Source organism: Nocardia sp. NPDC005745, assembly GCF_040630775.1.
Taxonomy (GTDB): domain Bacteria; phylum Actinomycetota; class Actinomycetes; order Mycobacteriales; family Mycobacteriaceae; genus Nocardia.
Genome location: NZ_JBEXYF010000007.1, coordinates 67,601 through 92,703, shown reverse-complemented (window position 1 = coordinate 92,703; position 25,103 = coordinate 67,601). Strand labels below are relative to the sequence as shown.

The window sequence follows — 25,103 nt, the reverse complement described above, 5'->3', positions numbered from 1 at the left end:
TTGTCAAGAGGGCGAGCCAACACCGGTGCGGGGTCGTTATCCGGCTCCGGTAGCGTGAGCAGGCATCTATCCGCCGATTCGGTTTGGAGCTTTCCCCGAAGATGACTGAACAGACCCCCAGTGGTGGTGCCTCATACGCCGCGGCAGGCGTGGACATCGAGGCAGGTGACCGCGCAGTCGAGTTGTTCGGGCCATTGGCGAAGAAGGCGACCCGGCCCGAGGTCCAAGGCGGCCTCGGTGGTTTCGCCGGGCTGTTCGCGTTGAAGGGCGGCTACCGGGAACCGCTGCTGGCGGCCTCCACCGACGGCGTCGGCACCAAGATCGCGGTCGCCCAGGCGATGGACAAGCACGACACCGTCGGCCTCGACCTGGTCGCCATGGTGGTGGACGATCTCGTGGTCTGCGGCGCGGAGCCGCTGTTCCTGCAGGACTACATCGCCATCGGCAAGGTCGTCCCGGAGAAGGTGGCCGAACTGGTCTCCGGTATCGCGGAGGGTTGTGTGCGGGCCGGTTGCGCGCTGCTGGGAGGCGAGACCGCCGAGCATCCCGGGCTGATGGACCCGGACGACTACGACTTGTCCGCCACCGGCATCGGCGTGGTCGAGGCCGACGCGGTGCTCGGTCCCGACCGGGTCCGTCCCGGCGACGTGGTGATCGCCATGGGGTCCTCGGGGCTGCATTCCAACGGCTACAGCCTGGCCCGCAAGGTGCTGCTCGACATCGACCGCATGTCGCTCACCGGCCACGTCGAGGAATTCGGCCGCACCTTGGGCGAGGAGCTACTCGAGCCGACCCGGATCTACGCCAAGGACTGCCTGGCGCTGATCGCCGAGACCGATGTGCGCACCTTCGCCCACGTCACCGGCGGCGGCCTGACGGCGAACCTGGCCCGGGTGCTGCCCGCGGGCATGGTGGCCGAACTGGATCGCGGCACCTGGAACCCGGCGCCGGTGTTCAAGATGATCGCCCAGCGCGGCCGGGTGGAGCGGGCCGAGATGGAGAAGACGTTCAACATGGGCGTCGGCATGGTCGCCGTCGTCGCCCCGGAGGACGTGGACCGGGCACTGGCGGTGCTGACCGCGCGGCACATCGAGTGCTGGACGCTCGGCACGGTCAAGAAGGCCAAGGACGCCGACGCCGTGCGCGCCGTCCTGGTCGGGGAGCATCCGCGGTTCTGATCGCGGCGAAGACACGTCAGAGTCCCGCATGATCGTTCGATGCGGGACTCTGTTGTGTTGCAAGCCTTTTCGGCGCCTGTGACGTCAACCCGCGACAACGATCGAAGGGGGAGGCCCGCCGGCCTCCCCCTTCAGACGTAAATCCGAGTCAGCGGCGCCAGTCGTCGTAGTCGTCCTCGTCCCATCGGGACAAAGAGTCGTCCGCGTCGTGCTCATCGGACAGCACACCACTCCGCTGGGAGGTGGGGCTTCCCGAAAGCTCGCGCTGAAGGCTCGCGAAGTCGGTCGGCGTCGAGCTGTACTTCAGCTCGCGCGCGACCTTGGTCTGCTTTGCCTTAGCCCGGCCACGGCCCATGGCTGACCCCCTCGCGTCACAGCGGGGCGGCCTGGGGTTTGGTGGCGGCCCCGTTCGAATTAATACTCTTCCTGACAGACACTTTAGCGTGTGTCCGGCGGTCTCGCTTCCAGGAGTGGGTGAAGAACTCCGGAACCGGTGCCGTTTGCCCGCTTGTCGCCCCGCCGTGGAATTCCTAGACCACGCCGGGTATCGCGCGAATCACACCGACTCGGGCGCCCCCGCCGAGCACCGCGGGCGCCGCGAGCTCCGCGTGCGCATCGGTCCACTCGATCCCCATCCGATGCAGAATCGCCAGCGTCAGCGGCATTCGCGCCCGATCGTGACCGTCTTCGATCTTGTACGCGAAAGCCGATCCGTCCGGCAACGCGCCTGCGTGCACACCGTCCGCGCCGATCTTGCACACCAGTCCCGGGGTGGCCTGCATGGCCAGCAGGTCGGCCCCGTTCGTGCCGGAAATCACTCGCGGATGCGCGCGCACCGCGTCGGCGACCCGGCGTTCCGGGGTGCCGGGATCGGCCGTCGCCATGGTCGCGAACACCCGCGCGAGGTTGACCAGCGAGACCGGGATGATCGGCAGTCCGCAGCCGTCGATGCCCAGATCGGCTTCCGGCTCGCCGGTCAGGTCGGCCACCGTCGCGATCACCGCGCGCTGGAGCGGATGCGTCCGGTCCTGGTAGCCCTCGGTGGGCCAGCCGTTGATCGCACAGGTCGCGAGCATCGCCGCGTGCTTGCCGGAGCAGTTCATGTAGATCGGATGGGGCTGTTGCCCGCCGGCGAGCGCCGCGGCGCGGGCGCGTTCGTCGTACGGCAGATCGGGCGGGCACGCCAGGGCCGAGTCGGGCAGCCCGATGCGGTCCAGCAGCCTTCGCACCAGCGTGACATGGTCCGGTTCGCCGAAGTGCGAGGCGGTGGCGATGGCCAGTTCGGCGTCGTCGAGCGGCTGGAACCCATTGCGCAGGAGGGTGATCGCCTGCATCGGCTTGTTCGTCGAACGCGGGAAGATCGGCAGATGCACTTCGCCGAGCTCGAGGGTGGGCTCGCCCGCCGCGTCGAGCACGACTACGGAGCCGCGATGCACGCATTCGCGGAAGCCCGAGCGGACGACTTCGACCAGTTCCACACTCACAGTTGCGCTCCCGTGCCGATGTCGTCGGTGCGGCCTGCCGCCGCGTGCCGGTGCGCCGCGGCCCGTGCGGCGTTGGTATGCCTGCGCGCGTGCCGTTCGACCTGCATGCGCACGTCGTCGGAGATGGTCGGCTCATCGGCGAGCAGGATCGTCAACAGGTCGAGATCGGCGCCGGTGAACAGGTCGCGGACGGTGATGCGGTGCTCGGGGACGTGCACCACCGAGATCCGATCCCCCGCCGCGATCGTTCCCTCTTCGAGCACCCGCAGGTAGGCGCCGGTGTCGCTGCGCAGGGCGAACCGTTTGACCCACTGCGGCTCGCCGCTCCAGTGCTGGAACGTCGCGCACGGCACGCGCGGAGCGCTGACCTCCAGCAGAGTGTCGCCGACCGACCAGCGCGCGCCGATCACCGAGTCGCTGACCGGAAGTCCACCCACCCGGAGGTTTTCGCCGAACCACCCGGCGGGCAGGGTGCGGCCGAGTTCCGTGCCCCAGCGACGGGCGTCCTCGTCGGCATAGGCGTAGACGGCCTGATGCACGCCACCGTGATGCTTGGTGTCGCAGACGTGGTCGCCGTCCAAGCCGAGCGCGCGCACCGCGACCCGCCCCGCCACCGGTCGCTTGTCGATAGCGGTTCGACCCACCCGGGTCGGCACCTCGAGGTCGGCGTGCACGACACAGGCGGCGAGCACCTCGCCGGTATCACCGACGCGCATGGGCAGCGCTCCTCTCGTCACGGATGTGGAGGCTCGGCGCTGAGCAGGGGTGTGGGTGCCGGCTGGAAAAGTCCCACGCCGAACGGTGTTTCGTCAACGGATCAACGCCCGCGCAGCCGGTCGACCGCGAGCCTGCCCGCCTGCGGCTCGTCGTCGGAGGGCATCGAATCGGGATCGATGGACGCGGCCACCGGGCCGGCGGCCAGCGCGGCATCGGCCGGAACGGCGCGCTTGACCAGGGCGAGGGCGATGGGGCCGAGCTCGTAGTGGTCGACGACCGTGCCGAGCCTGCCGACCGTGCGGCCACCGGCGGTGACGTCGTCGCCGATAACCGGGCGCTCGTCCGCCGAGCCGTCCAGGTGCAACAACAGCAGGTGCCGTGGCGGCTTGCCGAGGTTGTGCACCCTGGCCACGGTCTCCTGGCCGCGATAGCAGCCCTTGTCCAGGTGAACCGCTCCGTGCTCGGGGACGCCGCCGATCCAGCGGGCCTCGTGCGGGATGGTGCGCTCGTCGGTGTCCAGGCCGATGCGCGGGCGAACGGCCGCGACGCGCAGCGCCTCGAAGGCCCACATCCCGGCGGGGGTGGCGCCGGCCGCGGTGAGCCGGGTCCAGAGGTCGGTCAGCCGGTCGCGGGGGATGATCAGGTCGAAGGAGTCCGCCGTCGGCCACGGCATCCGGCGCAGGAAGCCGCCGCCGGGCAGCGGCGCCGCCTCGTACATGCCGGGCAGAGCCGGGATCCCGAGCGCTTCGGTCAGGCCGGCGACTCCCGGTCCGAGCAGGCTCAGCACCGAGTGATCGGCGGCTTCGACCGGCTTGGCGTCGGCCCAGAAGACCATTTTCTGCAGGAACGCGAGCAGGTCGGGACCGCGCTCGGCCTCGGTATCGATCCAGACGGTGCCGTCCAGCTCGGTGAGCACGAAGTGATGCTGCACCCGGCCGTTCAGATCCAGGTCGAGGTTCTCGGCGGACTGCCCGTCGCCGAGGGCGGCGACATGCTGACTGGTGATGGTGTGCAACCAGGTCAGCCGCTCCGCGCCGGTGATGCGCAGGACGAATCGGTGCGAGCGGTCGACGATCGCGGCGCGCTCCACCGCTGCGCGCTGTTCGCCGAACGGATCGCCGTAGTGCCAGGCGACGGCGGCGTCGGGCGAACCCGCCGCTCCCGCGACGGCTCCCGACACACTGAGCAGGGGGCTGGGCGCAACGACCACGGACACCTTCTCCACTCTAGGCGGGTCCGCCCGGCGGTGCGCGAACCGGGCCATGGCGCCGCGGTCCGGCATAGCCGATCGGCATTGTCCGAGCATTACGGCGGGCGCTGTGGTGCGGCTGCACAAAAGGTCTGGCAAAAGCGGCCGTGACATAGGCATTGGCCGCTCACACCGCCTACGCTCGTCGCATGGTGGATCGAGTTCTGGTAACTCTCGATGGTGCGGTCCGAGATATGGATGCGCCGTTGTTGTTCGCGGACGATATCGGCGTATTGCGTGGCGACGGTGTGTTCGAAACGGTGCTCGTGCGCGCGGGTGTCGCGTGCGCGATCGAATTTCATCTAGGCAGACTGCGCCGCTCCGCGCAGGCGCTCGATTTGCCCGAGCCCGAACTGGGCAAATGGCGCGAGGCGGTGGAGATCGCCGCCAAGGAATGGGGCAGCGAACGCGAAGGTGTGCTGCGGCTGGTGCTGACCCGAGGCCGCGACTCCGAGCTGGCGGGCACGCCCGACAAGGTCACGACCGGCGATCTCGCCGCCGCCGTGCCGGTGCCGACGGCTTTCGTGCTCGTCGTGCCGGTGCCCGAGCGCGTGGAGAAGGCCCGCACCGAAGGCATCGCCGTGGTGAGCCTCTCGCGCGGCATCTCGGTCGACCTCGCGCAGGCGGCGCCCTGGCAGTTGCTCGGGGCCAAGACGCTGTCGTACGCCACCAACATGGCCGCCCTGCGGTTCGCCGCGCGGATGGGAGCGGACGACGTGATCTTCACCAGCACGGAGAATCGGGTGCTGGAGGGGCCGCGCTCCACCGTGGTGATCGCCCGCGACAAGCAGTTGATCACCCCGCCCGCGAAGAACGGCGTGCTGCCCGGCGTCACCCAGCGCGCGCTGTTCGCCGAAGCCGAGAAGGCCGGCTGGCGCTGCCGCTACGACTCGCTGTTCACCGCCGACCTGCTCACCTGCGACAGCGTCTGGATGCTGTCGAGCATCTCGCTTGCGGCACGGGTCAATTCGCTGGACGGGCTGCGGATGTCCGCGCCGGACAACGCCCAGGAGATCATCGATCTGGTCGATCGCGGCATCGAGCGCGCGGGAGCCATCGGCGACTGGTGACGGGTGTTCCGCCCGCGAAATCGGTTGTCGCGTCGGCCGGGCACGAAGGGCGGCGCTGTCGTGGCGACGCGCCGCTCCGTGATCTCCGTCCTACTCGGGCGGGCACGGGGTGGCGATGAGCACGGAAAACAGGCGAAATGGGCGGCAATAGCGCTGGTGGCGTGGCCTAGGACTCATTGTTCCCCGTTGTCTCCGACGTAGTCTTACTACGACACGTCGTAGATACGCAGGAGGCCGGCTTGAACGCCTTGGACATCTCCCGATGGCAGTTCGGCATCACCACGGTCTATCACTTCCTTCTGGTGCCGTTGACCATCGGTCTCGCGCCGCTGGTGGCAGCCATGCAGACCGCCTGGGTCGTCACCGGCAAGCAGCACTGGCTGCGACTGACCAAGTTCTTCGGCAAGCTGTTCCTGATCAACTTCGCGCTCGGCGTGGCGACCGGCATCGTGCAGGAGTTCCAGTTCGGCATGAACTGGAGCGAGTACTCCCGGTTCGTCGGTGACGTATTCGGCGCCCCGCTCGCGCTGGAAGGCCTGATCGCCTTCTTCATGGAGTCGACCTTCCTCGGGCTGTGGATCTTCGGCTGGACCCGGTTGCCCAAACTGCTGCATCTGGGCGCGATCTGGATGGTCGCGATCGGCGTGAACGCCTCGGCGTACTTCATCGTCGCGGCCAACTCGTTCATGCAGCATCCGGTCGGCGCCCGCTACAACCCGGAAACCGGTCGCGCGGAGCTACAGAGCATCGTGGAGGTGCTCACCAACAACACCTTGCTGGCCGCTTTCCCGCATGTGGTCGCCGGATCCTTCTTGACGGCGGGCACTTTCGTCGCGGGCATCGCGGGATGGTGGATGGTGCGCAACGCCCGCGGCGGTGACGAGGCGAAACTCGCCGAGGCGCGAGCGATGTGGCGGCCCGCGGCGCGGGCGGGCATCGCGGTGCTGATCGTGTCGCTGGCGGCGCTGGTCTACACCGGTGACGTGCAGGGCAAGCTGATGTTCCAACAGCAGCCGATGAAGATGGCCTCGGCGGAATCGCTGTGCCACACCGCGCTCGACCCGGACTTCTCCGTGCTCACCGTCGGCACGCACAACAACTGCGACAGCGTCACGCACGTGCTCGAAGTGCCGTACGTGCTGCCCTGGCTGGCGGAGGGCGAGTTCACCGGCGTGACCTTGGACGGGGTCGTCGACCTGCAGAAGGCCTACAACGAGAAGTTCGGCGTCGGCGACTACCGCCCGAACCTGTTCGTCACCTACTGGTCGTTCCGCGCCATGATCGGTCTGTCGGCGGGTTCGGCGCTGCTCGCGCTGGCCGGGCTGTGGCTCACTCGCCGCGGCCGGGTACCCGACCAGCGCTGGTTCTCCTGGCTGAGCCTGCTGGTCATCCCGACGCCGTTCCTGGGCAACAGCGCCGGATGGGTGTTCACCGAGATGGGGCGCCAGCCCTGGGTGGTCGTGCCCAACCCCACCGGCGACCCGAACCTGCGCCTCACCGTGCAGCAGGGCGTCTCGGACCACTCGCCCGGTGTCGTCCTGTTCTCCCTGATCACCTTCACGCTGCTGTACGGCGCGCTCGCGGTCGTGTGGTTCTACCTGATGCGCCGGTACGTGATCCACGGACCCGATCCGGCCGCATCCGCCGCGTCCGAGCCGCACGGCACGGACCCGACCTCGGGCGGCCGCACGGCCGAAGAACCCGCCGTCGAACACCTTTCGTTCGCCTACTAGGAGCCGGCGATGAGTCTGCAAGAGTTCTGGTTCGTCCTGATCGGCGCGCTGTTCACCGGCTACTTCGTGCTGGAGGGCTTCGACTTCGGCGTCGGCATGCTCATGCCGATCCTGGGCAAGGGGTCCGACCGGCGCAGGCGCGCGGTGCTCAACACCATCGGGCCGGTGTGGGACGCCAACGAGGTCTGGCTGATCACCGCGGGCGCCGCGATGTTCGCCGCGTTCCCCGAGTGGTACGCCAGCCTGTTCTCCGGCTTCTACCTGGCTCTGCTGCTGGTGCTCGTCGCGCTGATCCTGCGGATCTGCGCCATCGAGTACCGCGGCAAGATCGACGACCCGCGCTGGCGGGCCCGCTGCGACATCGGCATCGGCATCGGTTCCTGGGTTCCGGCGCTGGCCTGGGGCTGGGTGTTCGCCAATGTCGTGCACGGTGTTCCGCTGAACGAGAAGAAGCAGTTCGCGGGCTCGGTAGCCGACTTGTTCGGGCCCTACGCCCTGCTCGGCGGATTGGCGACCGGGCTGCTGTTCGCGCTGCACGGCGCGATGTTCCTGGTGCTCAAGACGGCCGGCGAGGTACGCGACGACGCCCGGCGCACCGCCCGGCTGCTGCTGGCCCCGACGGTGGTCGTGGTCGGCGGATTCGGATTGTGGACCCAGCTGTCCTACGGGACCGGCTGGACCTGGATCCCGCTGGCGCTGGCGGTACTCGGCTTGGTCGTCGCGGCGGCCGCCGACTTCGCCCAGCGTGACGGGTGGGCGTTCACCGGCACCACGGTGACCGTCGCGGCGGCGACCGCGCTGCTGTTCGGTTCACTGTTCCCGAATGTGCTTCCGTCGACGATCGACGCGGCATTCGACCTGACGATCCACAACGCGTCCTCGACGCCGTACACGCTGAGGGTGATGAGCTGGGCGGCGGCACTGGCCACCCCGGTCGTGCTGGTGTACCAGGGCTGGACCTACTGGGTGTTCCGCAAGCGGATCACCGTCGAGCAGATCCCGCCCCCGGTCGGCCTGCCCATGCCGCGCGTGCGGGACTGACGCCATGGCCCGCCCGCCGATCGACCCGCGCCTGTGGCGGTACGCCCGCTCGGCGCGCGGCTACCTGGCGCTGAGCGTCGCGCTGTCACTGGTCGTCACCGCGGCGATCGTGGTGGCGGCGCTGCTGATCGGGCGAGTGCTGGCCGGGGTGGTCACCGATCCGGGTTCGCGCACGCTCGGCGCGTGGACGGTCGAACTGGTCGTGCTCGCGCTCGTGATCGCGGGCCGGGTGCTCGCCACGTGGTCGCAGTCCCGGCTGGCGCACCGAGCGGGCGCGAGCGTGGTGGCGGAGTTGGAGGGCGCGGTGCTCGCGGCGGGCGCACGGCTGTCGCCTCGCGAACTCGACACGCGCCGAACGGAGTTGGCCGTGGTCGTCGGCACGGGTCTGTCCGGGCTGCGCGGCTATCTCGTCGGCTACGTACCCGCTCTGCTGCTGGCGGTGCTGGTGCCGCCGATAGTGCTCGCGGTCATCGCGGCCCACGATCCGACCTCCGGGGTGATCGCGGTGATCACCTTGCCGCTCATCCCGATCTTCATGATCCTCATCGGCCTGCTGACCCAGGGAAGGGCCGAAGCCACCCTCGCGGCCACCACCCGGTTGTCGGACCAATTGCTCGACCTGTTCGCGGGCATGCCGACGTTGCGCGCGCTCGGCCGCGAGACGGGCCACGCGGAATCCGAACCGGACGCCGCCGCACACACCATGCGGCACCGCGTCCGCGAACTCGGTGACGCGCTGCGGCAACGCACCATGCGGGCGCTGCGCATGGCTTTCCTGTCCTCGATGGTGCTGGAGATGCTCGCGACCCTCAGCGTGGCCCTGATCGCGGTCTCGATCGGGCTGCGGCTGGTATTCGGCGAGATGAGTCTCTACGCGGGCTTGGTGGTGCTGGTGCTCGCCCCCGAGGTGTACCTGCCACTGCGCATGGTGGGCGAACGTTTCCACGCCGCCCAGGACGGCATGGCGGCCGCGGACAAAGCGTTCGCGATTCTCGAGTCCACGCCTGCCGCGCACGTCGACGGCGGGCACGTCACGGCCCCGGCCCTTGACGGTGTGGTGGGTGCGGCAGCCCCCGGCACGGTCGAACTCCGCGATCTCTCGGTGCGGGCCCGCGACGGGTACGCACCCGCGGGTCTGTCGGCGGTCTTGCGGCCCGGCTCCCTCACTGTGCTCGCCGGTCCCAACGGCAGCGGCAAATCGACCGCGGTGCAGGCGATCCTGGGCTTGATCACGCCTGACAGTGGCGTCGTGACCGTCGACGGTGTCGACATCCGTGAACTCGACCCGGACCGATGGTGGGCGCGCGTGGCGTGGCTGCCACAGCGGCCGGTGCTGGTGCCCGGCACGCTGCGGGACAACCTCGAACTGCTCGGCGCGCGAACGGCGGACCGCGCCGCCCGCGGCCCGGCGCGCGTCATCGACGATCTCGAAGCCGCCTGCCTGGCCACCGGTTTCGACGCCGTGCTGGCGGATTTGCCGGACGGTTGGAACACCGTGGTCGGCCCCGGCGGCAGCGGCCTGTCACTCGGCCAGCGCCAACGCCTCGCGCTGACCAGGGTGCTGGCCACCGATCGCCCGATCCTGCTGCTCGACGAGCCGACCGCGCACCTCGACGCCGCCGCCGAAGCCACCGTGCTGGCCGCCCTCCAGGTCCGGGCCCGCGCGGGCGCGACGGTCGTCGTCATCGGCCACCGCCCGACCGTGCTGACCGCCGCCGATCACGTCGTCCAGGTACGCGCCGACCGAGCGGAGATCCTGCGGTGAACGCGCGAAGCATCATCGACTCGCATGGCCGCGGTTCGCGAGCCGACGCGAGGGACGGGCGAGAGGGGCGATCGCGATGACGCGGGCCGTTTCACGCGACACCACGACGTTCGGTGATCTGCGCCGGATGTGGACGCTGCTCGAATTGTCCCGCGGGCGGGTCGCGGTGGCGATCGGGTGGGGCGTGCTGGCGCTGGGCAGCGGGCTCGGTCTCGCGGCGCTGGCGGCCTGGCTGATCGCGCGAGCATGGCAGATGCCGCCGGTGCTCGACCTGAGCATCGCCGTCGTCGCGGTGCGCGCGCTGGGCATCTCGCGCGGCCTGTGCCGGTACCTGGAACGTCTCGCCACGCACGATGTGGCCCTGCGCGCCATGACGACCGCGCGCACCACGGTCTACCGCGCGCTGGCTCGCTCGGATTTCTGGCTGCGCCGGCCCGAGGTCCCGCGGACCGGGCACGACCGGTCGGATGCGCCCGCCGGGGAGACGAAGCCGCCGCGCCGTGGTGATCTCCTGGTCCGCGTCGGCCGTGACATCGACGACCTGGGCGCCGTGGTGGTCCGCGTGTTCGTGCCGGTCGCGGTCGCCCTCGTCCTCTCGGTCGCGGCCGTCGCGCTCCTGGCCACCATTTCCCCGCCCGCTGCCGGGATCCTGGCGGGTGCGCTGGCCCTGTCGGGCATCGTCGCGCCGTGGTTGTCGGCCGCGGCGGCGTCGGAGGCGGAACGCGCCATCCGCGCCGACCGGGCGGAGTTCACCGCGCAGGCTCTGACAGTCCTCGACCACGCGGCCGAATTGCGCGTCGCCGGTCGTCTCGACGCGGCTCTCGACGCGGCCGTAGCGGCGTCACGCCGAGCCGTCGCCGCGGAGGACCGGGCCGCCCGGCGCAGCGCCTGGGCCGCCGCCGCCACGCCGCTCTCGATCGGCGCCGCCGTGCTGGGCGCCTTGCTGATCGGCATCACCCTCTACGGCCCCGATGGTGGTGCCGCGGGCGCGATGACACCAATGGCGCTGGTCGTCCTGGTTCTCTTGCCCCTCTCGGCCTTCGAAGCGGTCGGCCCGCTGCCCGCAGCGGCGCAGGCCCTGACGACCGCCCGTGCCGCGCTGCATCGCCTGGACGGATTCGAATCCGGTTCGCCCACCGGCACGGCGACGGACCCCTGTGACTCCCGGCCCGGGTACGACTCGGAGCCGGAAGGACGGCGGACGAGGCTCGCCCCCTCGGCCCGGTTACACGACGCGCGTGTGCCGGAACTGCCTCGGGGCAGGCGGATCGCGGTGGTCGGCCCCAGCGGCGCGGGCAAGACGACTCTGCTGATGAAGTGGGCGGGGTTGTTCGACACCCCGCGCCCCGGCATCACCTTCTTCGCCGAGGACGCGCACCTGTTCGGCACCTCGGTTCTGGAGAATCTGCGGGTAGCGCGTGGCGATCTGACCGCCGAAGACGCTGAGAAGGCGTTGCGGACGGTCGGTCTCGGCGACTGGCTGGACGGGCTGCCGGAGGGGGTGCACACCGGCCTGGCCGGGGGAGCGGCCGCTGTGTCGGGCGGACAGCGTCGCCGGATACTGCTCGCGCGGGCGCTCGTGTCACCGGCGCGGGTGTTGCTGCTCGACGAACCGACGGAGCACCTGGAGGCCGAGCCCGGGGCGCAGCTGCTGCGCGACCTGCTGGACGTCGACAGCGGCATCGTGGAACCCGATCGCATCGTGGTCGTCGTCACACATCAACTGCCGGAGGACCATCAGGCCGACACGGTGCTCCGGATCACCGCATCGGGCCTGGTCACAATGGAATTCGCGGCCCGAGCGACAGCGTGTGACGCCCCCGATTCCGCCCACCGAGAAATTCCGTTGCCGAGCCGCTGACACGCCGCTAGATTCGTTCGTACACGAGGAAGGAGGTGGTTCGACGAATGGATATTCATAGGACACGTGAGGTGGCTGTCCGCTAGCGCCACCGCTGCAGGTGGATTTCGCCCGCGCGAGCGCTGAGCGAATTCCAGGCAGTCACCCGGCCCCCGAGCCCCGGTCTGTCCGACCGGACCTGTGCGATGAGAGTCGCACCGGTATGGCTCGGGGGCTGTTCTGCGCTAGCCCGCCTCTCCGGGTATCCAGGCCATACAAGTCGGGGGCGCTCGGGTTGGTCACAGGTGCCGCGTCCGGGCGTGGGAAGTCTTGGGCGTACCCGGTGAGTTACCCGTGTTCTTTCGAAACCAGCTGTCGCGTCGGCTCAGCCGATGTAGCGCTGGAGGCGGGCCGAGAGGCGTGGTTCGAGGGGGCCGTCGGCTACGACGCGTTCCTCGACGTAGGCCAGATCGCCGCCTTCGACGATGCCGTAGAGGCGCTTGGCGCCGCCCACGACGATGCCGGACTGACTGCGGATCACCACATCGGTGGCCAGTTCCCAGGACGACTGGGTCAGCGCCTGGCCGTAGAACAGCTCGACGATGCCGCTGCTGTGCGACAGCAGCAATTCGATGACCTCGTCGTTGCCGTCGATGCCGACCCGCCAGAAGCCGCTCTCCCGCAGGTCGGGGCCGCCGTAGTTGCCGTCGGCCTCGATCACCCAGGACCGGGATTCCCAGGCCAGGTAGTCGCCACCGTCGTGCGAGACGACGATCTGCTGGCCGAACCGGTAGTCCCCGCGCTCGGGGTCGTTGCCTTCGCCCTCGCCGCGCCACACGCCCACCAGCGGGAGCAGCGCGAGCATCGAGGCGCTCAGATCCGGGCCGAGGCGCAGATTGGCCGTGTCCTCGGGCAGCGGAAGATCCGGTAGGACCGGGATATTTCGCGCGCCGGTCGATCTCGCCCTTTCGGCGGCGTCGGCCACGGCCTGGTCACCGCTGCGGCGACCGGCGGAATCGGCCGGAGCGGTTCCGTTCAGTTGTTCACTCGCTCGCTCGGCCGGGTTGGAACCTTCGCTCGCGAGTTCGCTCATGATTCGGTGAACAGCCGGTAGAAGACGTAGAGGCCGAACCAGCCGATCAGAACGGCCACGGCCACCAGCAGAATCTCGAAGAAGAGGACCACGATCCGAGTCTAACGACCCCCTTGTCACGGCACGCAAACGGCCCCGGTGCTTCCGCGGAGCGGAAAGCGACCGGGGCCGTTCGACCGGTATGGCGTCTTACTTGGCGACCGCGACGTCGACCGAGTGGATGCCCGCGCCGTCGGGGCGCACCTCGGCCGAGCCGTTGCCCGCCGAGGAGAGCGCACGGACGGTCCACGAGCCGGGAGCCGCGAAGAACCGGAAGTCACCGGTGCCCGACGCGACGACTTCGGCGGTGAAATCACCGTTGCCGTCGAGCAGGCGCACGAACGCCCCGCCCACCGGCTGGCCGTCGGCGCTCAGGACACGGCCGGTGATGACCGTTTCCTTCTCCACGTCGACACCGGCCGGGATGGCCTGACCCTGAGTAGGTGCTGCACACATATCTCTTACTCTCCCAACTCGATCGGAGCGCCGACGAGCGAGCCGTACTCGGTCCAGCTCCCGTCGTAGTTCTTGACGTTCTGGTGGCCGAGCAGTTCCTGCAGCACGAACCAGGTGTGCGAGGAGCGCTCGCCGATCCGGCAGTAGGCGATGGTCTCCTTCTCGCCGTCCAGGCCGGCTTCCTTGTAGATCTCGGTCAGGTCGGCGTCGGACTTGAAGGTGCCGTCCTCGTTCGCGGCCTTGCTCCACGGCACGTTGATGGCGCCGGGGATGTGGCCGGGACGCTGGCTCTGCTCCTGCGGGAGGTGGGCGGGCGCCAGGATCTTGCCGGTGAACTCGTCGGGCGAACGCACGTCGACCAGGTTCTTGGTGCCGATGGCCGCGATGACCTCGTCGCGGAAGGCGCGGATGGACAGGTCGGGCGCCGACGCCTTGTACTGGGTGGCGGGCCGGTTCACCGCCTCGGTGGACAGCGGACGGCCGTCGAGCTCCCACTTCTTACGGCCACCGTCGAGCAGCTTGACGTTGTTGTGGCCGTACAGCTTGAAGTACCAGTAGGCGTACGCGGCGAACCAGTTGTTGTTGCCGCCGTAGAGGATGACCTCGTCGTCGTTCGAGATGCCGCGGGCCGAGAGCAGATCGGAGAACTGCTCCTGGTTCACGAAGTCGCGACGAACCTGATCCTGCAGGTCCTTCTTCCAGTCGAGCCGGACGGCACCTTCGATGTGCCCGCCGTCGTAGGCGGAGGTGTCCTCGTCGACCTCGACGAAGACGACGCCGGGGGCGTTGAGGTTCTCTTCGGCCCAGTCAACGGAGACCAGGACATCGGAGCGAGCCATTGTTTTCCTTTCAGAGATGACGAGCAGGGTCAGTTCGATGCCGGTGACGGGCTCCGGCGGAGACGGGCGACCAGCGGGTAGATCTGGCAACCCAGGCAGATCCCGAACGCCGCGTTCAGGAACGCCGCGAACAGGGCAAAGCCGGCGAACACCGCGCCGACGATTGTGGAGCCGAGCGCGAAGCCCAGCAGGCTGACGGCCGCGAAGACGAAACCGAGCAGCTGCGCGAACCGCAGCGGCGCCGTCGGCTCGGTCGCACTGGTCGGCGCCAGGCGCGGCGCGACGAAGGCTGCGTAGATCCGGCCATACGGATGCCGGCGCGGGCCGAGGGCCGCGCCGATCGCGAAGACGACCGCCTGCAGGGCGATCAGGACCGCGGCCGCGCCGGGCGAGAACGCGGCGGCGAGCAGGACGACCACGAGGACGCCGGTGGTCACCCATGCGGCGAAGCGCGGGCCGCGAACATCGACCTGGTCTGCGGTAGTGGGTAGCGTTCCGGAACTGTTACGGATCTGGGTGGACATTGTGCGTACTCCTGCGCTGAGAAAGTCCGATGACTGAAGATTTGCCAATTCGCCGGGGGATCGTGAGATCACTCGCGCGGCGGACAGGGGTCGGCGTCAGGAAATCCGGGGAAGCCGACCGATCAGCGGCACAGGCAGCAACAACCACCGAGCCGACACAGATCCACTGTGCGACGTCGGGTGAGCATCAGCTCGTGGTTGGAAAGCACGTCAGCAGTTTACCCAATTCGGCGGGGGAATTGGACCCGGGGTGGATCACATCCGTCGAGGGGACTTGTCGTCGCAGCTCAGGCCGCTGCGGTCAGCGGCTCCAGCGCGGACTGCAGATCGGTGGCCTTGGGCACGCCGGAGATGCGGAATCGTTCCCTGCCCGCGGTGTCGAAGACGAACGTGGTGGGCAGCGACAGCACGTTCAACTCCCGCGCGAGCGCGGGCTCGGCGTCGATGTCCACCTCGATGTCCTGGGGCGGCTGCGGCGATCCCGCGAGCTGGTCGGTGACATTGGCAACCACCCGGCGAACCGCGTCGCACGGTCCGCACCATTCGGCGGAGAAATGTAGGACCGCGGGACCGTCGCCGGTCACCCCGACGGCCGCCAGCAGATCCGCGCGGTCGGACAGGTCGATGCCGTCGGCCGCGCGGACCTTGCCTTCGCGGCGGCGCAGCAGGATGCCCACCGCCAGCGCGGTGAGCAGTACGACTGCCAGGATGGTGAGTTGGATCATGGTCGCTGCAATCGGTCGAGGTCGATCGTGACGTTCACGCCCTTGCCCTCCACGACGATCTGACCGCCCTGGGCGGAGACCTTGGTGGGCCGGACGCCGAACGGCAACTCCTTGGTATCGATGGTACGGGTGAACCGGGCGAGCACCGCTGGACGATCGGCCTCGGTGATCACCGCCACAGGCATGGTCTCGGTGCCGGGCGGGCCGCGATAGAAACCCGTCGCCACGATCTTCACCTGATCGCCGTCGAGCGACAGATCGGCCTGCACGCTCACTTTTTCGCCGCTGTACTGCGCACCGGGCGTCTCGGGCAGTGTGCCGGTGAGCACCAGCGCGCCCGTGGTGGTCATGCCGGAACCACCCGATCCGCCGGTCCCGTCGGACTTGTCCGCGGGCCGCGAATGCACCTGCAGATCGGGGATGGTGAACAGCCTGCCGAGTTCGGTCGGCTCCACCCGCAACCTGCTGTCCACTCGCTCCACCGGGACGCCGCGCAGGCTGCCGTCGACGAGTTCGCCGACCGGGAGCCGCACTCCCGTCAGCGTCGCCTCCAGCGCGGTTTCGCCGGGGATGTCCGCACGCTTCGCGCGCGCCCGGATCTCCACGTGGTCGTAGCGGCTGTCCCAGGCCTGGCCGAGGAAGGGGAAACCGTGAATCGTCACCTCGGGATCGGCGGTGAGATCGGCGCCGTCGCGCAACGCGCGGGAGACGCGATATTCCGAATAGGCCGCGGTGCTGAAGTCGACGACGACGGCGAAACCCGCCAGACACAGCAGGCCGATGATCAGCTTGCGCATGCTCCCCCGTCTCTCCGGGTCTCGGGCCGCTGCGGCCGGTAGCCGCGCGGCGCGCGTTCGGCTGCCGTGCCGGGCGCCCCGCCGGTGGCGGGCCTGCCCGGTACGTAACCCATGTACGCACCATATCGGTTGGCCCGAGCGGGGCTCGCGGGTGTCCTCCGCTGCGGTCGTGGACCCCGGAATGCGTGGTCATGCCTTGTTACGCGCTAATCTTGCATCCGATTACCTGTGATTAGCGACGCGGCCGCGGCGGTGCTGCCGCATCCGCGTGGCTACGAGATGGGAGGAGGGCCTGTGGAGCTGCTCCTGCTTACCTCCGACCCCAACCCCGAGTCGGTGTTGCCCTCGCTTGCGTTGCTCGCGCACAACGTGCGCCCCGCGCCGACGGAAGTGGCGTCACTGCTCGAGGCAGGCACCGCGGACGTCGCGTTGGTGGACGCGAGAACCGACTTGGCCGCGGCCCGTGGCCTGTGCCGCTTGCTCGGCAGCACCGGGTCCTCGGTGCCGGTCGTCGCGGTGCTCACCGAGGGCGGCCTTGTCGCGGTGAACGCGGACTGGGGGCTCGACGACATCCTGCTGCCCGGTACCGGCCCCGCCGAACTCGACGCCAGATTGCGGCTGCTGGTCGGGCGCAACGGCGGCGTGGCAAGCCCGGAGAACACCGGCAAGATCACTCTCGGCGAGCTGGTGATCGATGAGGGCACCTACACCGCGCGGTTGCGTGGCCGCCCGCTCGACCTCACCTACAAGGAGTTCGAGCTGCTGAAGTATCTCGCGCAGCACGCGGGCCGGGTGTTCACCCGCGCTCAGCTGTTGCAGGAGGTGTGGGGCTACGACTTCTTCGGCGGCACCCGCACCGTGGACGTGCACGTGCGGCGATTGCGCGCCAAACTCGGCACCGAATACGAATCGCTGATCGGTACGGTGCGCAATGTCGGTTACAAGGCCGTGCGCCCGTCGCGCGCGGCGGCCAAGGGTGAGCAGGTGAGCTTCCCGGACGAGGACAACGAGGGCACCGACGACTCCCCGCTCACGCCGGTCAACGGCTCCGCGCAGTAATTACGGCGGCTCGCGCATCGGACTCCGAAATGCCGCCCGCACCTACGACGTTGCCAAGGGCGGACTCCGAGCGGAGTCCGCTGGGCTCGATGAACGGAGGCCGATGAGCGGCGTGACAACACAGTGGACCGATCGTCTCGATGCGGACACCGCGCAAACGATCACCGATCTGCTGGCGCGCGCGACCGCGGCCGACGGGGTCGCCCCGGTCTCGGAACAGGCCGTGCTGTCGCTCACCTCGGGCGACCACACCGGAGCACGCCATCTGCTCGCTCGGCGCGACGGCGCGATCGCGGGCTACGCGAATCTCGTTCCCGCGCACGGTGACCATCCCGCGATGGCCGAGGCCGCGGTCGATCCATCCCAGCGCGGCCACGGCGTCGGCGCCGCTCTGGTCGAGGACGCTCTGGCCGAGGGTGGTCCCGGCGCGCGGGTCTGGGCGCACGGTGACCGGCCTGCGGCCAAAGCCGTCGCTGCGCGGCTCGGATTGCGGACCGCGCGTGAGCTCTGGCAGATGCGACGGTCGCTGGCGAGTCCTGAGCTACCGGAATTGAGTGTGCCGGACGACATCGTGTTGCGCACCTACGCGGGCCCCGCCGACGACGCGGAATTGCTGCGAGTGAACAGTGCGGCCTTCGCCTGGCATCCCGAACAGGGCGGGTGGACCCGGCGTGACATCGAACTCCGCCGCGCCGAGTCGTGGTTCGATCCGGCGGGCCTGTTCCTGGCATTCGACCCGGCCGCCCCCGGCCGTTTGCTCGGATTCCACTGGACCAAGGTGCATCACGCGGAGAGTCCGCCGCTCGGTGAGGTCTACGTGGTCGGTATCGATCCGGCGGCGCAGGGGCGTGGGCTCGGTCGTCTGCTCACTCTCGCCGGTTTGCGTCACCTGCGGGACCGCGGGTTGGCCGAGGTGTTGCTCTACACCGAGGCCGACAACGCGGCCGCGGTGCGCACTTATACCCGGCTCGGATTCGCCCCCGCGCACGTCGACGTCGCCTACGCCGCGGCGGATGCTGAATAACAGGCGGCAGAACGGGTGTCCGCGAGTAAAACTGGGGCAAACGTCACATCTACCAGGTGCAATCGCGCCGGGCTGTTCACTCTCCGTTCACTCAGGTCGGTCCAACTGTCAACCACGTGACTTTAGGTTGAGTGAGGGCAGCACACTGTTGCCTGGTGCGCAAGTTCCCCGCGAACAGCACCACAGCACCCGTCCGGGCCGGTGAGGGACCGGACGAGTTGGACGCCATTCCGGAGGAATAGTGAATCTCAAGCGCAGCAGCGCCCTCGTCGGTGTGCTGGCCGTCGGCGCCATGACGTTGGCCGCCTGTGGCAGCGACGACAACACCGCGACCGACTCGAGCAACGTGGCGAAGGTCGACGTCGCCTGCGGCGGGAAGGAGGCCCTCAAGGCCAGCGGTTCCTCGGCGCAGAAGAACGCGATGGAGCGCTTCATCGCCGCGTACGAGAAGAACTGCGACGGTTCCACGCTCAACTACACCTCCAGCGGCTCCGGTGCCGGTGTGAGCGAATTCCTCGGCGGTCAGACCGATTTCGGTGGCTCCGACTCCCCGCTGAGCCCGAAGAAGGACGAGCCGAAGAAGGCCGCCGACCGCTGCGCCTCGCCTGCGTGGAACCTGCCGACCGTGTTCGGCCCGGTCGCGATCACCTACAACATCGACGGCGTCGCCGATCTCACGCTGGACGGCCCGACCGCCGCCAAGATCTTCAACGGCTCGGTGACCACCTGGGATGCCCCGGAGATCAAGGCGCTGAACCCGAACGCCAAGCTGCCGTCCGAGCCGATCGCCGTGATCTTCCGCAGCGACGAGTCGGGCACCACCGACAACTTCCAGCTCTACCTGGACTCCGCCTCCGACGGCGCCTGGGGCAAGGGCGCGGGCAAGGCCTTCAACGGTGGCGTCGGCGCGGGCTCGAAGGGCAACGAGGGCACCTCGGGCGCGGTGAAGACCACCAAGAACTCGATCACCTACAACGAGTGGTCCTTCGCGAAGGCGCAGAACCTGTCGATCGCGCGCATCATCACCTCGGCGAGCAAGGACCCGGTGACGCTGAGCGTCGCGTCGGCGGGCAAGGCGATCGAGTCCGCGAAGGTCTCCGGCCAGGGCAACGACCTGGTCATCGACACTTCCTCGTTCTACAAGCCGTCGGTGGCGGGCGCGTACCCGATCGTCATGCCGACCTACGAGATCGTGTGCTCGAAGTACTCCGACGCCGCCACGTCGAAGGCGGTCAAGGCCTTCCTCACCTCGGCGGTCACCAACGGCCAGCAGGGCTTGGACGAGGCCGGGTACATCCCGATCCCGGAGCAGTTCAAGACCAAGCTGACCACCGCCATCAACGCCATCTCCTGATAGCAGTCCCCACATGACCGTGCACGACGAGGTTGCCGCCGCTGGTCCGTCGGATTCGACCGACCAGCGAGCAGGCGGAGATACTGCGCTCATGCCGAGCAAGCCGAGCAACGATCCGGCCGCGAAGAGGGCCCGTCCGCAGCACAGTCAGCGAGCGGAGATCATCTTCCGCTCCCTGGCGACCGCGGCCGGTGCGATCATCGTCGCCGCCATCGCGCTGATCGCACTGTTCCTGCTCATCCGAGCGGTGCCGTCGGTGCTGGCGAACGAGGCGAACTTCTTCACCAGCACCGACTTCAACACCTCGGACGCCAACCACCTGCGGTTCGGCATCCGGGACCTGTTCATGGTCACGGTGCTGAGTTCGATCTTCGCGCTGGTGCTCGCCGTTCCGATCGGCATCGGCATCGCGCTGTTTCTGACGCACTACGCGCCGAAGACGCTGGCGCGGCCGTTCTCGGTGGTCGTCGATCTGCTCGCGGCGGTGCCCTCGATCGTGTTCGGTCTCTGGGGAATCCTGGTGCTCGCTCCGCAACTGGAGCCGATCCAGACCTTCCTGAACGACAACCTGGGATGGCTGTTCCTGTTCTCGGACGGCAACATCCCGCTGGCCAGCGGCGGCACGATCTTCACCGCGGGCGTCGTGCTCGCGGTGATGATCCTGCCGATCATCACGTCGGTCAGCCGTGAGGTGTTCAACCTCACTCCGCGCGCCCACATCGAGGCGGCGCAGGCACTCGGCGCGACGAAATGGGAAGTCGTGCGGATGACGGTGCTGCCGTACGGCCGCAGCGGCATGATCGCGGGCGCCATGCTCGGCCTCGGCCGTGCGCTCGGCGAGACGATCGCGGTGCTGATCGTGCTGAAGACGGCCGCGCAGCCGGGACAGTGGTCGGTGTTCGACGGCGGCTACACCTTCGCCTCCAAAATCGCCTCGGCCGCGGCGGAGTTCAGTGCTCCGCTGCCGACCGGCGCGTACATCGCGGCGGGCTTCGTCCTGTTCGCGCTGACCTTCGTCGTGAATGCGCTGGCTCGACTCGCCGCGGGCGGAAGGGTGAACGGGTGATGACCACCTCGACTCTGGACCGGCCGATCAAGCCGCCCACCTTCCGGGACGTGAGCCTGTCGCGCCGGATACGCAACAACCTCGCGACCGGGTTGGTCTGGCTGGCGTTCGGCATCGCGCTCGTGCCACTGGCGTGGGTGCTGATCATGGTGATCACCAAGGGCTTCAGCGCCGTGGTCCGGGCAAACTGGTGGCAGAACTCGCTCAAGGGTGTGCTGCCCAACCAGGTCGCGGGCGGCGTCTACCACGCCATCTACGGCACCATCGCCCAGTCGCTGGTCGCGACGATCATCGCGGTGCCGCTCGGCATCATGGCCGCGGTGTACCTGGTCGAGTACGGCCGTGGCGTGCTGGCCAAGACCACGACCTTCATGGTCGACATCCTGGCCGGCGTGCCGTCGATCGTCGCGGCGCTGTTCATCTTCGCGCTGTGGATCGCGACGCTCGGGTTCCCGCAGAGCTCGCTCGCGGTGTCGCTGGCGTTGGTGCTGCTGATGCTGCCGGTGGTTGTCCGCAGCACCGAGGAAATGCTCAAACTGGTGCCGGACGAACTACGCGAAGCGTCCTACGCGCTGGGTATCCCCAAGTGGAAGACCATCGTGCGGATCGTGGTGCCGACCGCGCTGCCCGGCATGATCAGCGGCATCCTGCTCGCCATCGCCAGGGTGATGGGCGAGACCGCTCCCGTGCTGGTGCTGGTCGGCTACAGCAAGTCGATCAACACGAACATCTTCGACGGCAACATGGCGTCGCTGCCGCTGTTGATCTACCAGGAGCTGGCCAACCCCGAAGCCGCCGGACGCGAGCGAGTCTGGGGCGCGGCTTTGACCCTCATCATCATCATCGCCTTCCTGTACCTCGCGGCTGCGGTCCTCAACCGCCTGCTCACCCGGAACCGATAGAAGCGGAACGGATTACCGACAATGGCCAAGCGGATCGACGTCAAAGATCTGAACATCTACTACGGCAAGTTCCATGCCGTGTCCGATGTCTCGCTGACCGTGCTGCCGCGCAGCGTGACCGCCTTCATCGGTCCCTCGGGTTGCGGCAAGTCCACCGTGCTGCGTTCGCTCAACCGCATGCACGAGGTAACCCCGAACGCCAGGGTCGAGGGCGCGGTGCTGCTCGACGGTGAGGACATCTACGGCACCCAGGTCGACCCGGTGGGCGTGCGCCGCACGATCGGCATGGTCTTCCAGCGGCCCAACCCGTTCCCCACCATGTCCATCAAGGACAACGTGGTCGCGGGCCTGAAGCTGCAAGGCGTGCGCAGCAAGAAGGAACTCGACGAGGTGGCCGAGCGCTCGCTGCGCGGCGCCAATTTGTGGAACGAGGTGAAGGACCGCCTGGACAAGCCGGGCGGCGGCCTCTCCGGCGGTCAGCAGCAGCGTCTGTGCATCGCGCGCGCCATCGCCGTGTCGCCCGATGTGCTGCTCATGGACGAGCCCTGCTCGGCGCTCGACCCGATCTCCACCCTGGCGATCGAGGACCTGATCACCGAGCTGAAGAAGGAATTCACCATCGTCATCGTCACCCACAACATGCAGCAGGCCGCGCGTGTGAGTGACCAGACCGGCTTCTTCAACCTGGAAGCCCAGGGCAAGCCGGGCAAATTGATCGAGATCGACGACACCGAGAAGATCTTCTCCAACCCGTCGCAGAAGGCCACGGAAGACTACATCTCCGGTCGTTTCGGCTGATCCGGCCGCCGAGCGGCTGTGCACCGAGGCTGCGACAGGCAAAGTGAAAGGCCCTGGGTATGCCAGGGCCTTTCTGCGTTCCGGCCAGTAACAAGTGCCGCATCAGGCAACGTTGGCCCATTTGGCCCGCCTCAGCGCGGTCACGGCTCCTCACCGCCGCGCTGAACGCGTCGCGCTCGCTGATCACCACCAGCCCGGAAACCCCTGGCGGCCAACTGCCTTCACTGTCTCGCGTCAAGCTGATCACTACCTGCGCCGCATTCGACCCCAATCCCGCCGTCGCGCCCGAAACAATGCAGGTATTGGCCCTTGGGTGTGCTTGGGTCATTGTTTCCTTCAGCATGGTTCGGTAAGCTGCGAAACAGGGGGGTTCGAATGGCGCAACCTCTGTGTAATCCATTGAAGCGAAAGAGGTTTCGTGATGGCAGTACGATTGCTTTCTGGTGCGTTGGTCGGTGTGGCCACGATCTTGTCCGCGGCGATGCTTGCCCCGCAAGCAGAGGCTGCGCCTACAGCGCCTTGCAATGCGTATACCGTTGGCAACGTTCACTATGAGGGCCCGACGAAGTGGGTGTGTTACTCATACGGCGGGGGCTCGTACGGGTGGATCATTGCCGGATAGTGATACCGGCTCCTGTTGTAATTTACGCCGTCGACAACTGGCAAGCCGTCGGCGCATAAACCAACAGTCGAACGATCGGCCCCGCCCGCTACCAGCGGTCGGGGCCGATTTCGCCGTTGCATCTCCGGCCGTTTCGCTGATCCGGCCGCCTAGCGGCTTCGATCGGCGCGGGCAGAGGAAAGGCCCCGGGTAGCAAGTCGGCTATCCAGGGCCTTTCTCATTCGGAACAGGAAATGTTGATCTACTGGTCTGGGGGCGTCTCGAAAAGCGGCGTCTGCGCCGCTTCTACTCGACGGGTGTGTTCCGAATCCGATTGCCGATTCGCCATGTGTCCTCCGAGCAAACCGGTACTGGCGGGCGCGGTCGACGGCGAGCTGGGCGCGGAAGTGCTGCTGGGCGCGGTGGATTCGGTACCGGTGTAGCTCGCCTGCCGGACGGAGGCAGGCTGTTGTTCCGGCTTCGTTTCCGTGCCCTGCGCCGGACTCGGATTTCCGGTCTTGCTGTCGTCGGCCTTCGAAGTCGGGTCATCCGCCTTCGGATCGGTGGCTTTGGCGTTCGGATCGGCTTTCGAGGGCTGGTCGGTCGTGGAATCGTCGGAGGCTTTGTCCGCTGCCGGTGTGCCGTCTTTGGCGGGCTCACCCGTGGACGGCGAATCCGCGGGCGTGCCGTCGGCCGCCTGGTCGACGCTGGTGATCACCGTATCGGCGGCCTTCGCGAAGTTCTCCGCGGCCGAGCCTGCGGAGTCGATCAGGCCCTTTCCCGCCTCTCCGCCCGCTTTGATGATGTCGTCGAGATCGTCGTCGAGCTTGCCGACGGACTCGATCAACGTCGGCACATCTCCGGTGATCCCGCCCACCGCGTTGATAAGACTCGTCACATCCGAGGGGGTCCAGGAATTCGGGTCGCTGGCGGGACCGGTGGAACCGGACGACTTGGAGCCGTCACTCTTATCGCTCTTGTCCTCGCCGGTGCTCTTGTCTTCGCCGGTGCTCTTGTCCTCGCCGGTGCTCTTGTCTTCGCCGGTGCTCTTGTCTTCGCCGGTGCTCTTGTCCTCACCCGACTTCGACATATCGGTCTCGTCTTCACGGGTGGACTGTTCCGCGGCGATCGGATTCGCCTTCGGCGTGCCCGCGGGAGTGGTGGAAGGGTCGGTCGGGTCCTCGTCGGTGTTCGCGCTGTCGGACTGCCGGCTGTACACCGCGAGCGTCGGATCCGTCTGCTCGCCGCTGTCGAGCGGGTCACCGTCGCCGAGCTGGTCACTGCGGGCACGCACATTCCCGCTGGCCTGCTCGATCTTGGTGGCGATGTCCGATTGGGTGCCGAGCAGCTCGTTCAGCGCCGTGGTGACGGCGGTCTGGTGGGTGTACTGCGAGTCGCCGTCGTCGTCCGCGACGTCCGGCCCGGGAGTGACCTGCCAGTCCTCGGAGACGGTGAATCCGGCCGCGACGGCCTGGTCGACCTTGTCCAGCAAAGCTTGGCGGAACCCGGCCAGACTGGTGCCGCTATCGATCAACGTCTGCGCGAGTTCCTCGGTATCCAGCGCCACTTTGTTCGCCGCGTCGCGATCGCCGGCTATCCGGTCGTAGGCCGCGTAATAGGCATCGCCACTCCAATGTGCGCCTGCCGCACGAATCTGTGTCACCGTTTCATCGATCAGCGATACGAATTCGCCATTGCGAGTCCGTATTTCCGTTCCGGCTTCGCCCAGTTTCCACGGTTGCCATTCCG

The 25,103-nt window shown here is 68.2% G+C and carries 23 protein-coding genes; 12 read left to right on the top strand and 11 right to left on the bottom strand.

Annotation, left to right across the window (positions count from 1 at the left end; translation table 11 throughout):
- The first annotated feature begins 101 nt into the window (after positions 1 to 101).
- A complete protein-coding gene (purM, locus tag ABZ420_RS09870; RefSeq protein ID WP_040864733.1) occupies positions 102 to 1,178 on the top strand; it encodes a phosphoribosylformylglycinamidine cyclo-ligase in 1,077 nt (358 codons plus the stop codon).
- A 148-nt stretch (positions 1,179 to 1,326) separates the two neighbouring features.
- Here the strand turns inward: purM and ABZ420_RS09865 are convergent, their stop codons facing one another.
- From ABZ420_RS09865 to ABZ420_RS09850, 4 genes are all read right to left on the bottom strand, one after another.
- Entirely contained in the window at positions 1,327 to 1,533 is a 207-nt protein-coding gene (locus ABZ420_RS09865; protein WP_062968610.1) for a DUF3073 domain-containing protein, read from the bottom strand.
- A 175-nt stretch (positions 1,534 to 1,708) separates the two neighbouring features.
- Positions 1,709 to 2,662: an asparaginase gene (locus ABZ420_RS09860; protein ID WP_357119614.1), complete on the bottom strand. Its 954-nt coding sequence runs from the start codon at positions 2,660 to 2,662 to the stop codon at positions 1,709 to 1,711.
- Entirely contained in the window at positions 2,659 to 3,378 is a 720-nt protein-coding gene (locus tag ABZ420_RS09855) for an MOSC domain-containing protein (RefSeq protein ID WP_357119611.1), read from the bottom strand. Before ABZ420_RS09855 ends, ABZ420_RS09860 begins: the two co-directional genes overlap by 4 nt.
- A gap of 101 nt (positions 3,379 to 3,479) precedes the next feature.
- A complete protein-coding gene (locus ABZ420_RS09850; protein ID WP_357119972.1) occupies positions 3,480 to 4,643 on the bottom strand; it encodes a folate-binding protein in 1,164 nt (387 codons plus the stop codon).
- Positions 4,644 to 4,777: 134 nt separating this feature from the next.
- Between ABZ420_RS09850 and ABZ420_RS09845 the strand changes: the two genes are divergently transcribed.
- The 5 genes from ABZ420_RS09845 (at position 4,778) to cydC (ending at position 12,098) form a co-directional block, all read left to right on the top strand.
- Entirely contained in the window at positions 4,778 to 5,698 is a 921-nt protein-coding gene (locus tag ABZ420_RS09845) for an aminodeoxychorismate lyase (protein ID WP_357119608.1), read from the top strand.
- Positions 5,699 to 5,937: 239 nt separating this feature from the next.
- Positions 5,938 to 7,431, top strand: a complete 1,494-nt coding sequence (locus ABZ420_RS09840; RefSeq protein WP_357119606.1) for a cytochrome ubiquinol oxidase subunit I — start codon at positions 5,938 to 5,940, stop codon at positions 7,429 to 7,431.
- Positions 7,432 to 7,440: 9 nt separating this feature from the next.
- Positions 7,441 to 8,472 carry a cytochrome d ubiquinol oxidase subunit II gene (gene cydB / locus ABZ420_RS09835; protein WP_357119603.1) on the top strand — a complete coding sequence of 344 codons (1,032 nt, stop codon included), beginning with the start codon at positions 7,441 to 7,443 and terminating at the stop codon, positions 8,470 to 8,472.
- Between the two features lie 4 nt (positions 8,473 to 8,476).
- Positions 8,477 to 10,237, top strand: coding sequence for a thiol reductant ABC exporter subunit CydD (cydD, locus tag ABZ420_RS09830; RefSeq protein ID WP_357119600.1), 1,761 nt, complete (start codon positions 8,477 to 8,479; stop codon positions 10,235 to 10,237).
- 76 nt (positions 10,238 to 10,313) lie between these two features.
- The gene (gene cydC, locus ABZ420_RS09825; protein WP_357119597.1) at positions 10,314 to 12,098 is read left to right on the top strand and encodes a thiol reductant ABC exporter subunit CydC; all 1,785 of its coding nucleotides are present in this window, start codon (positions 10,314 to 10,316) and stop codon (positions 12,096 to 12,098) included.
- Between the two features lie 364 nt (positions 12,099 to 12,462).
- On the opposite strand, the gene ABZ420_RS09820 is transcribed toward cydC, so the two are convergent.
- The 6 genes from ABZ420_RS09820 to ABZ420_RS09795 form a co-directional block, all read right to left on the bottom strand.
- A complete protein-coding gene (locus tag ABZ420_RS09820) occupies positions 12,463 to 13,170 on the bottom strand; it encodes an FABP family protein (RefSeq protein WP_062968593.1) in 708 nt (235 codons plus the stop codon).
- Positions 13,171 to 13,359: 189 nt separating this feature from the next.
- Positions 13,360 to 13,665, bottom strand: coding sequence for a DUF1416 domain-containing protein (locus ABZ420_RS09815; protein WP_357119593.1), 306 nt, complete (start codon positions 13,663 to 13,665; stop codon positions 13,360 to 13,362).
- 5 nt (positions 13,666 to 13,670) lie between these two features.
- Positions 13,671 to 14,504, bottom strand: coding sequence for a sulfurtransferase (locus ABZ420_RS09810; protein ID WP_357038626.1), 834 nt, complete (start codon positions 14,502 to 14,504; stop codon positions 13,671 to 13,673).
- A gap of 29 nt (positions 14,505 to 14,533) precedes the next feature.
- Positions 14,534 to 15,028, bottom strand: coding sequence for a DUF4395 domain-containing protein (locus ABZ420_RS09805; protein ID WP_357119590.1), 495 nt, complete (start codon positions 15,026 to 15,028; stop codon positions 14,534 to 14,536).
- Positions 15,029 to 15,315: 287 nt separating this feature from the next.
- Positions 15,316 to 15,753, bottom strand: coding sequence for a thioredoxin family protein (locus ABZ420_RS09800; protein WP_357119587.1), 438 nt, complete (start codon positions 15,751 to 15,753; stop codon positions 15,316 to 15,318).
- Positions 15,750 to 16,550, bottom strand: a complete 801-nt coding sequence (locus ABZ420_RS09795) for an LmeA family phospholipid-binding protein (RefSeq protein ID WP_357119584.1) — start codon at positions 16,548 to 16,550, stop codon at positions 15,750 to 15,752. Before ABZ420_RS09795 ends, ABZ420_RS09800 begins: the two co-directional genes overlap by 4 nt.
- A 294-nt stretch (positions 16,551 to 16,844) precedes the next feature.
- Here ABZ420_RS09795 and ABZ420_RS09790 point away from each other — a divergent pair, with 294 nt between their 5' ends.
- The 6 genes from ABZ420_RS09790 (at position 16,845) to pstB (ending at position 22,753) form a co-directional block, all read left to right on the top strand.
- Complete coding sequence (locus ABZ420_RS09790; protein ID WP_040864770.1) at positions 16,845 to 17,609, top strand: response regulator transcription factor; 765 nt, start codon at positions 16,845 to 16,847, stop codon at positions 17,607 to 17,609.
- A 103-nt stretch (positions 17,610 to 17,712) separates the two neighbouring features.
- Entirely contained in the window at positions 17,713 to 18,633 is a 921-nt protein-coding gene (mshD, locus tag ABZ420_RS09785; RefSeq protein WP_357119581.1) for a mycothiol synthase, read from the top strand.
- A gap of 241 nt (positions 18,634 to 18,874) precedes the next feature.
- The gene (gene pstS / locus ABZ420_RS09780) at positions 18,875 to 19,987 is read left to right on the top strand and encodes a phosphate ABC transporter substrate-binding protein PstS (RefSeq protein WP_357119578.1); all 1,113 of its coding nucleotides are present in this window, start codon (positions 18,875 to 18,877) and stop codon (positions 19,985 to 19,987) included.
- Positions 19,988 to 20,078: 91 nt separating this feature from the next.
- A complete protein-coding gene (pstC, locus tag ABZ420_RS09775) occupies positions 20,079 to 21,053 on the top strand; it encodes a phosphate ABC transporter permease subunit PstC (protein WP_062968580.1) in 975 nt (324 codons plus the stop codon).
- Complete coding sequence (pstA, locus tag ABZ420_RS09770) at positions 21,053 to 21,955, top strand: phosphate ABC transporter permease PstA (RefSeq protein ID WP_062968578.1); 903 nt, start codon at positions 21,053 to 21,055, stop codon at positions 21,953 to 21,955. The genes pstC and pstA overlap by 1 nt, the downstream gene beginning before the upstream one ends.
- Positions 21,956 to 21,976: 21 nt before the next feature.
- On the top strand, positions 21,977 to 22,753 hold the full coding sequence (gene pstB / locus ABZ420_RS09765; protein WP_195078185.1) for a phosphate ABC transporter ATP-binding protein PstB: 777 nt from the start codon (positions 21,977 to 21,979) through the stop codon (positions 22,751 to 22,753).
- 863 nt (positions 22,754 to 23,616) lie between these two features.
- Here pstB and ABZ420_RS09760 read toward each other — a convergent pair.
- A complete protein-coding gene (locus ABZ420_RS09760; RefSeq protein ID WP_357119574.1) occupies positions 23,617 to 25,017 on the bottom strand; it encodes a hypothetical protein in 1,401 nt (466 codons plus the stop codon).
- Between the last annotated feature and the right edge of the window lie 86 nt (positions 25,018 to 25,103).

Excerpts from the sequence above, each read along its gene's own strand:
- cydD (WP_357119600.1), top strand. The coding sequence starts at position 8,477 with ATGGCCCGCCCGCCGATCGACCCGCGCCTGTGGCGGTACGCCCGCTCG.
- ABZ420_RS09865 (WP_062968610.1), bottom strand. The coding sequence starts at position 1,533 with ATGGGCCGTGGCCGGGCTAAGGCAAAGCAGACCAAGGTCGCGCGCGAG.
- cydB (WP_357119603.1), top strand. The coding sequence starts at position 7,441 with ATGAGTCTGCAAGAGTTCTGGTTCGTCCTGATCGGCGCGCTGTTCACC.
- purM (WP_040864733.1), top strand. The coding sequence starts at position 102 with ATGACTGAACAGACCCCCAGTGGTGGTGCCTCATACGCCGCGGCAGGC.
- ABZ420_RS09850 (WP_357119972.1), bottom strand. The coding sequence starts at position 4,643 with ATGGCCCGGTTCGCGCACCGCCGGGCGGACCCGCCTAGAGTGGAGAAG.
- pstC (WP_062968580.1), top strand. The coding sequence starts at position 20,079 with ATGCCGAGCAAGCCGAGCAACGATCCGGCCGCGAAGAGGGCCCGTCCG.
- mshD (WP_357119581.1), top strand. The coding sequence starts at position 17,713 with ATGAGCGGCGTGACAACACAGTGGACCGATCGTCTCGATGCGGACACC.
- ABZ420_RS09820 (WP_062968593.1), bottom strand. The coding sequence starts at position 13,170 with ATGAGCGAACTCGCGAGCGAAGGTTCCAACCCGGCCGAGCGAGCGAGT.
- ABZ420_RS09855 (WP_357119611.1), bottom strand. The coding sequence starts at position 3,378 with ATGCGCGTCGGTGATACCGGCGAGGTGCTCGCCGCCTGTGTCGTGCAC.
- ABZ420_RS09800 (WP_357119587.1), bottom strand. The coding sequence starts at position 15,753 with ATGATCCAACTCACCATCCTGGCAGTCGTACTGCTCACCGCGCTGGCG.
- ABZ420_RS09795 (WP_357119584.1), bottom strand. The coding sequence starts at position 16,550 with ATGCGCAAGCTGATCATCGGCCTGCTGTGTCTGGCGGGTTTCGCCGTC.
- cydC (WP_357119597.1), top strand. The coding sequence starts at position 10,314 with ATGACGCGGGCCGTTTCACGCGACACCACGACGTTCGGTGATCTGCGC.
- ABZ420_RS09815 (WP_357119593.1), bottom strand. The coding sequence starts at position 13,665 with ATGTGTGCAGCACCTACTCAGGGTCAGGCCATCCCGGCCGGTGTCGAC.
- ABZ420_RS09810 (WP_357038626.1), bottom strand. The coding sequence starts at position 14,504 with ATGGCTCGCTCCGATGTCCTGGTCTCCGTTGACTGGGCCGAAGAGAAC.
- pstA (WP_062968578.1), top strand. The coding sequence starts at position 21,053 with ATGACCACCTCGACTCTGGACCGGCCGATCAAGCCGCCCACCTTCCGG.
- ABZ420_RS09845 (WP_357119608.1), top strand. The coding sequence starts at position 4,778 with ATGGTGGATCGAGTTCTGGTAACTCTCGATGGTGCGGTCCGAGATATG.
- ABZ420_RS09805 (WP_357119590.1), bottom strand. The coding sequence starts at position 15,028 with ATGTCCACCCAGATCCGTAACAGTTCCGGAACGCTACCCACTACCGCA.
- pstB (WP_195078185.1), top strand. The coding sequence starts at position 21,977 with ATGGCCAAGCGGATCGACGTCAAAGATCTGAACATCTACTACGGCAAG.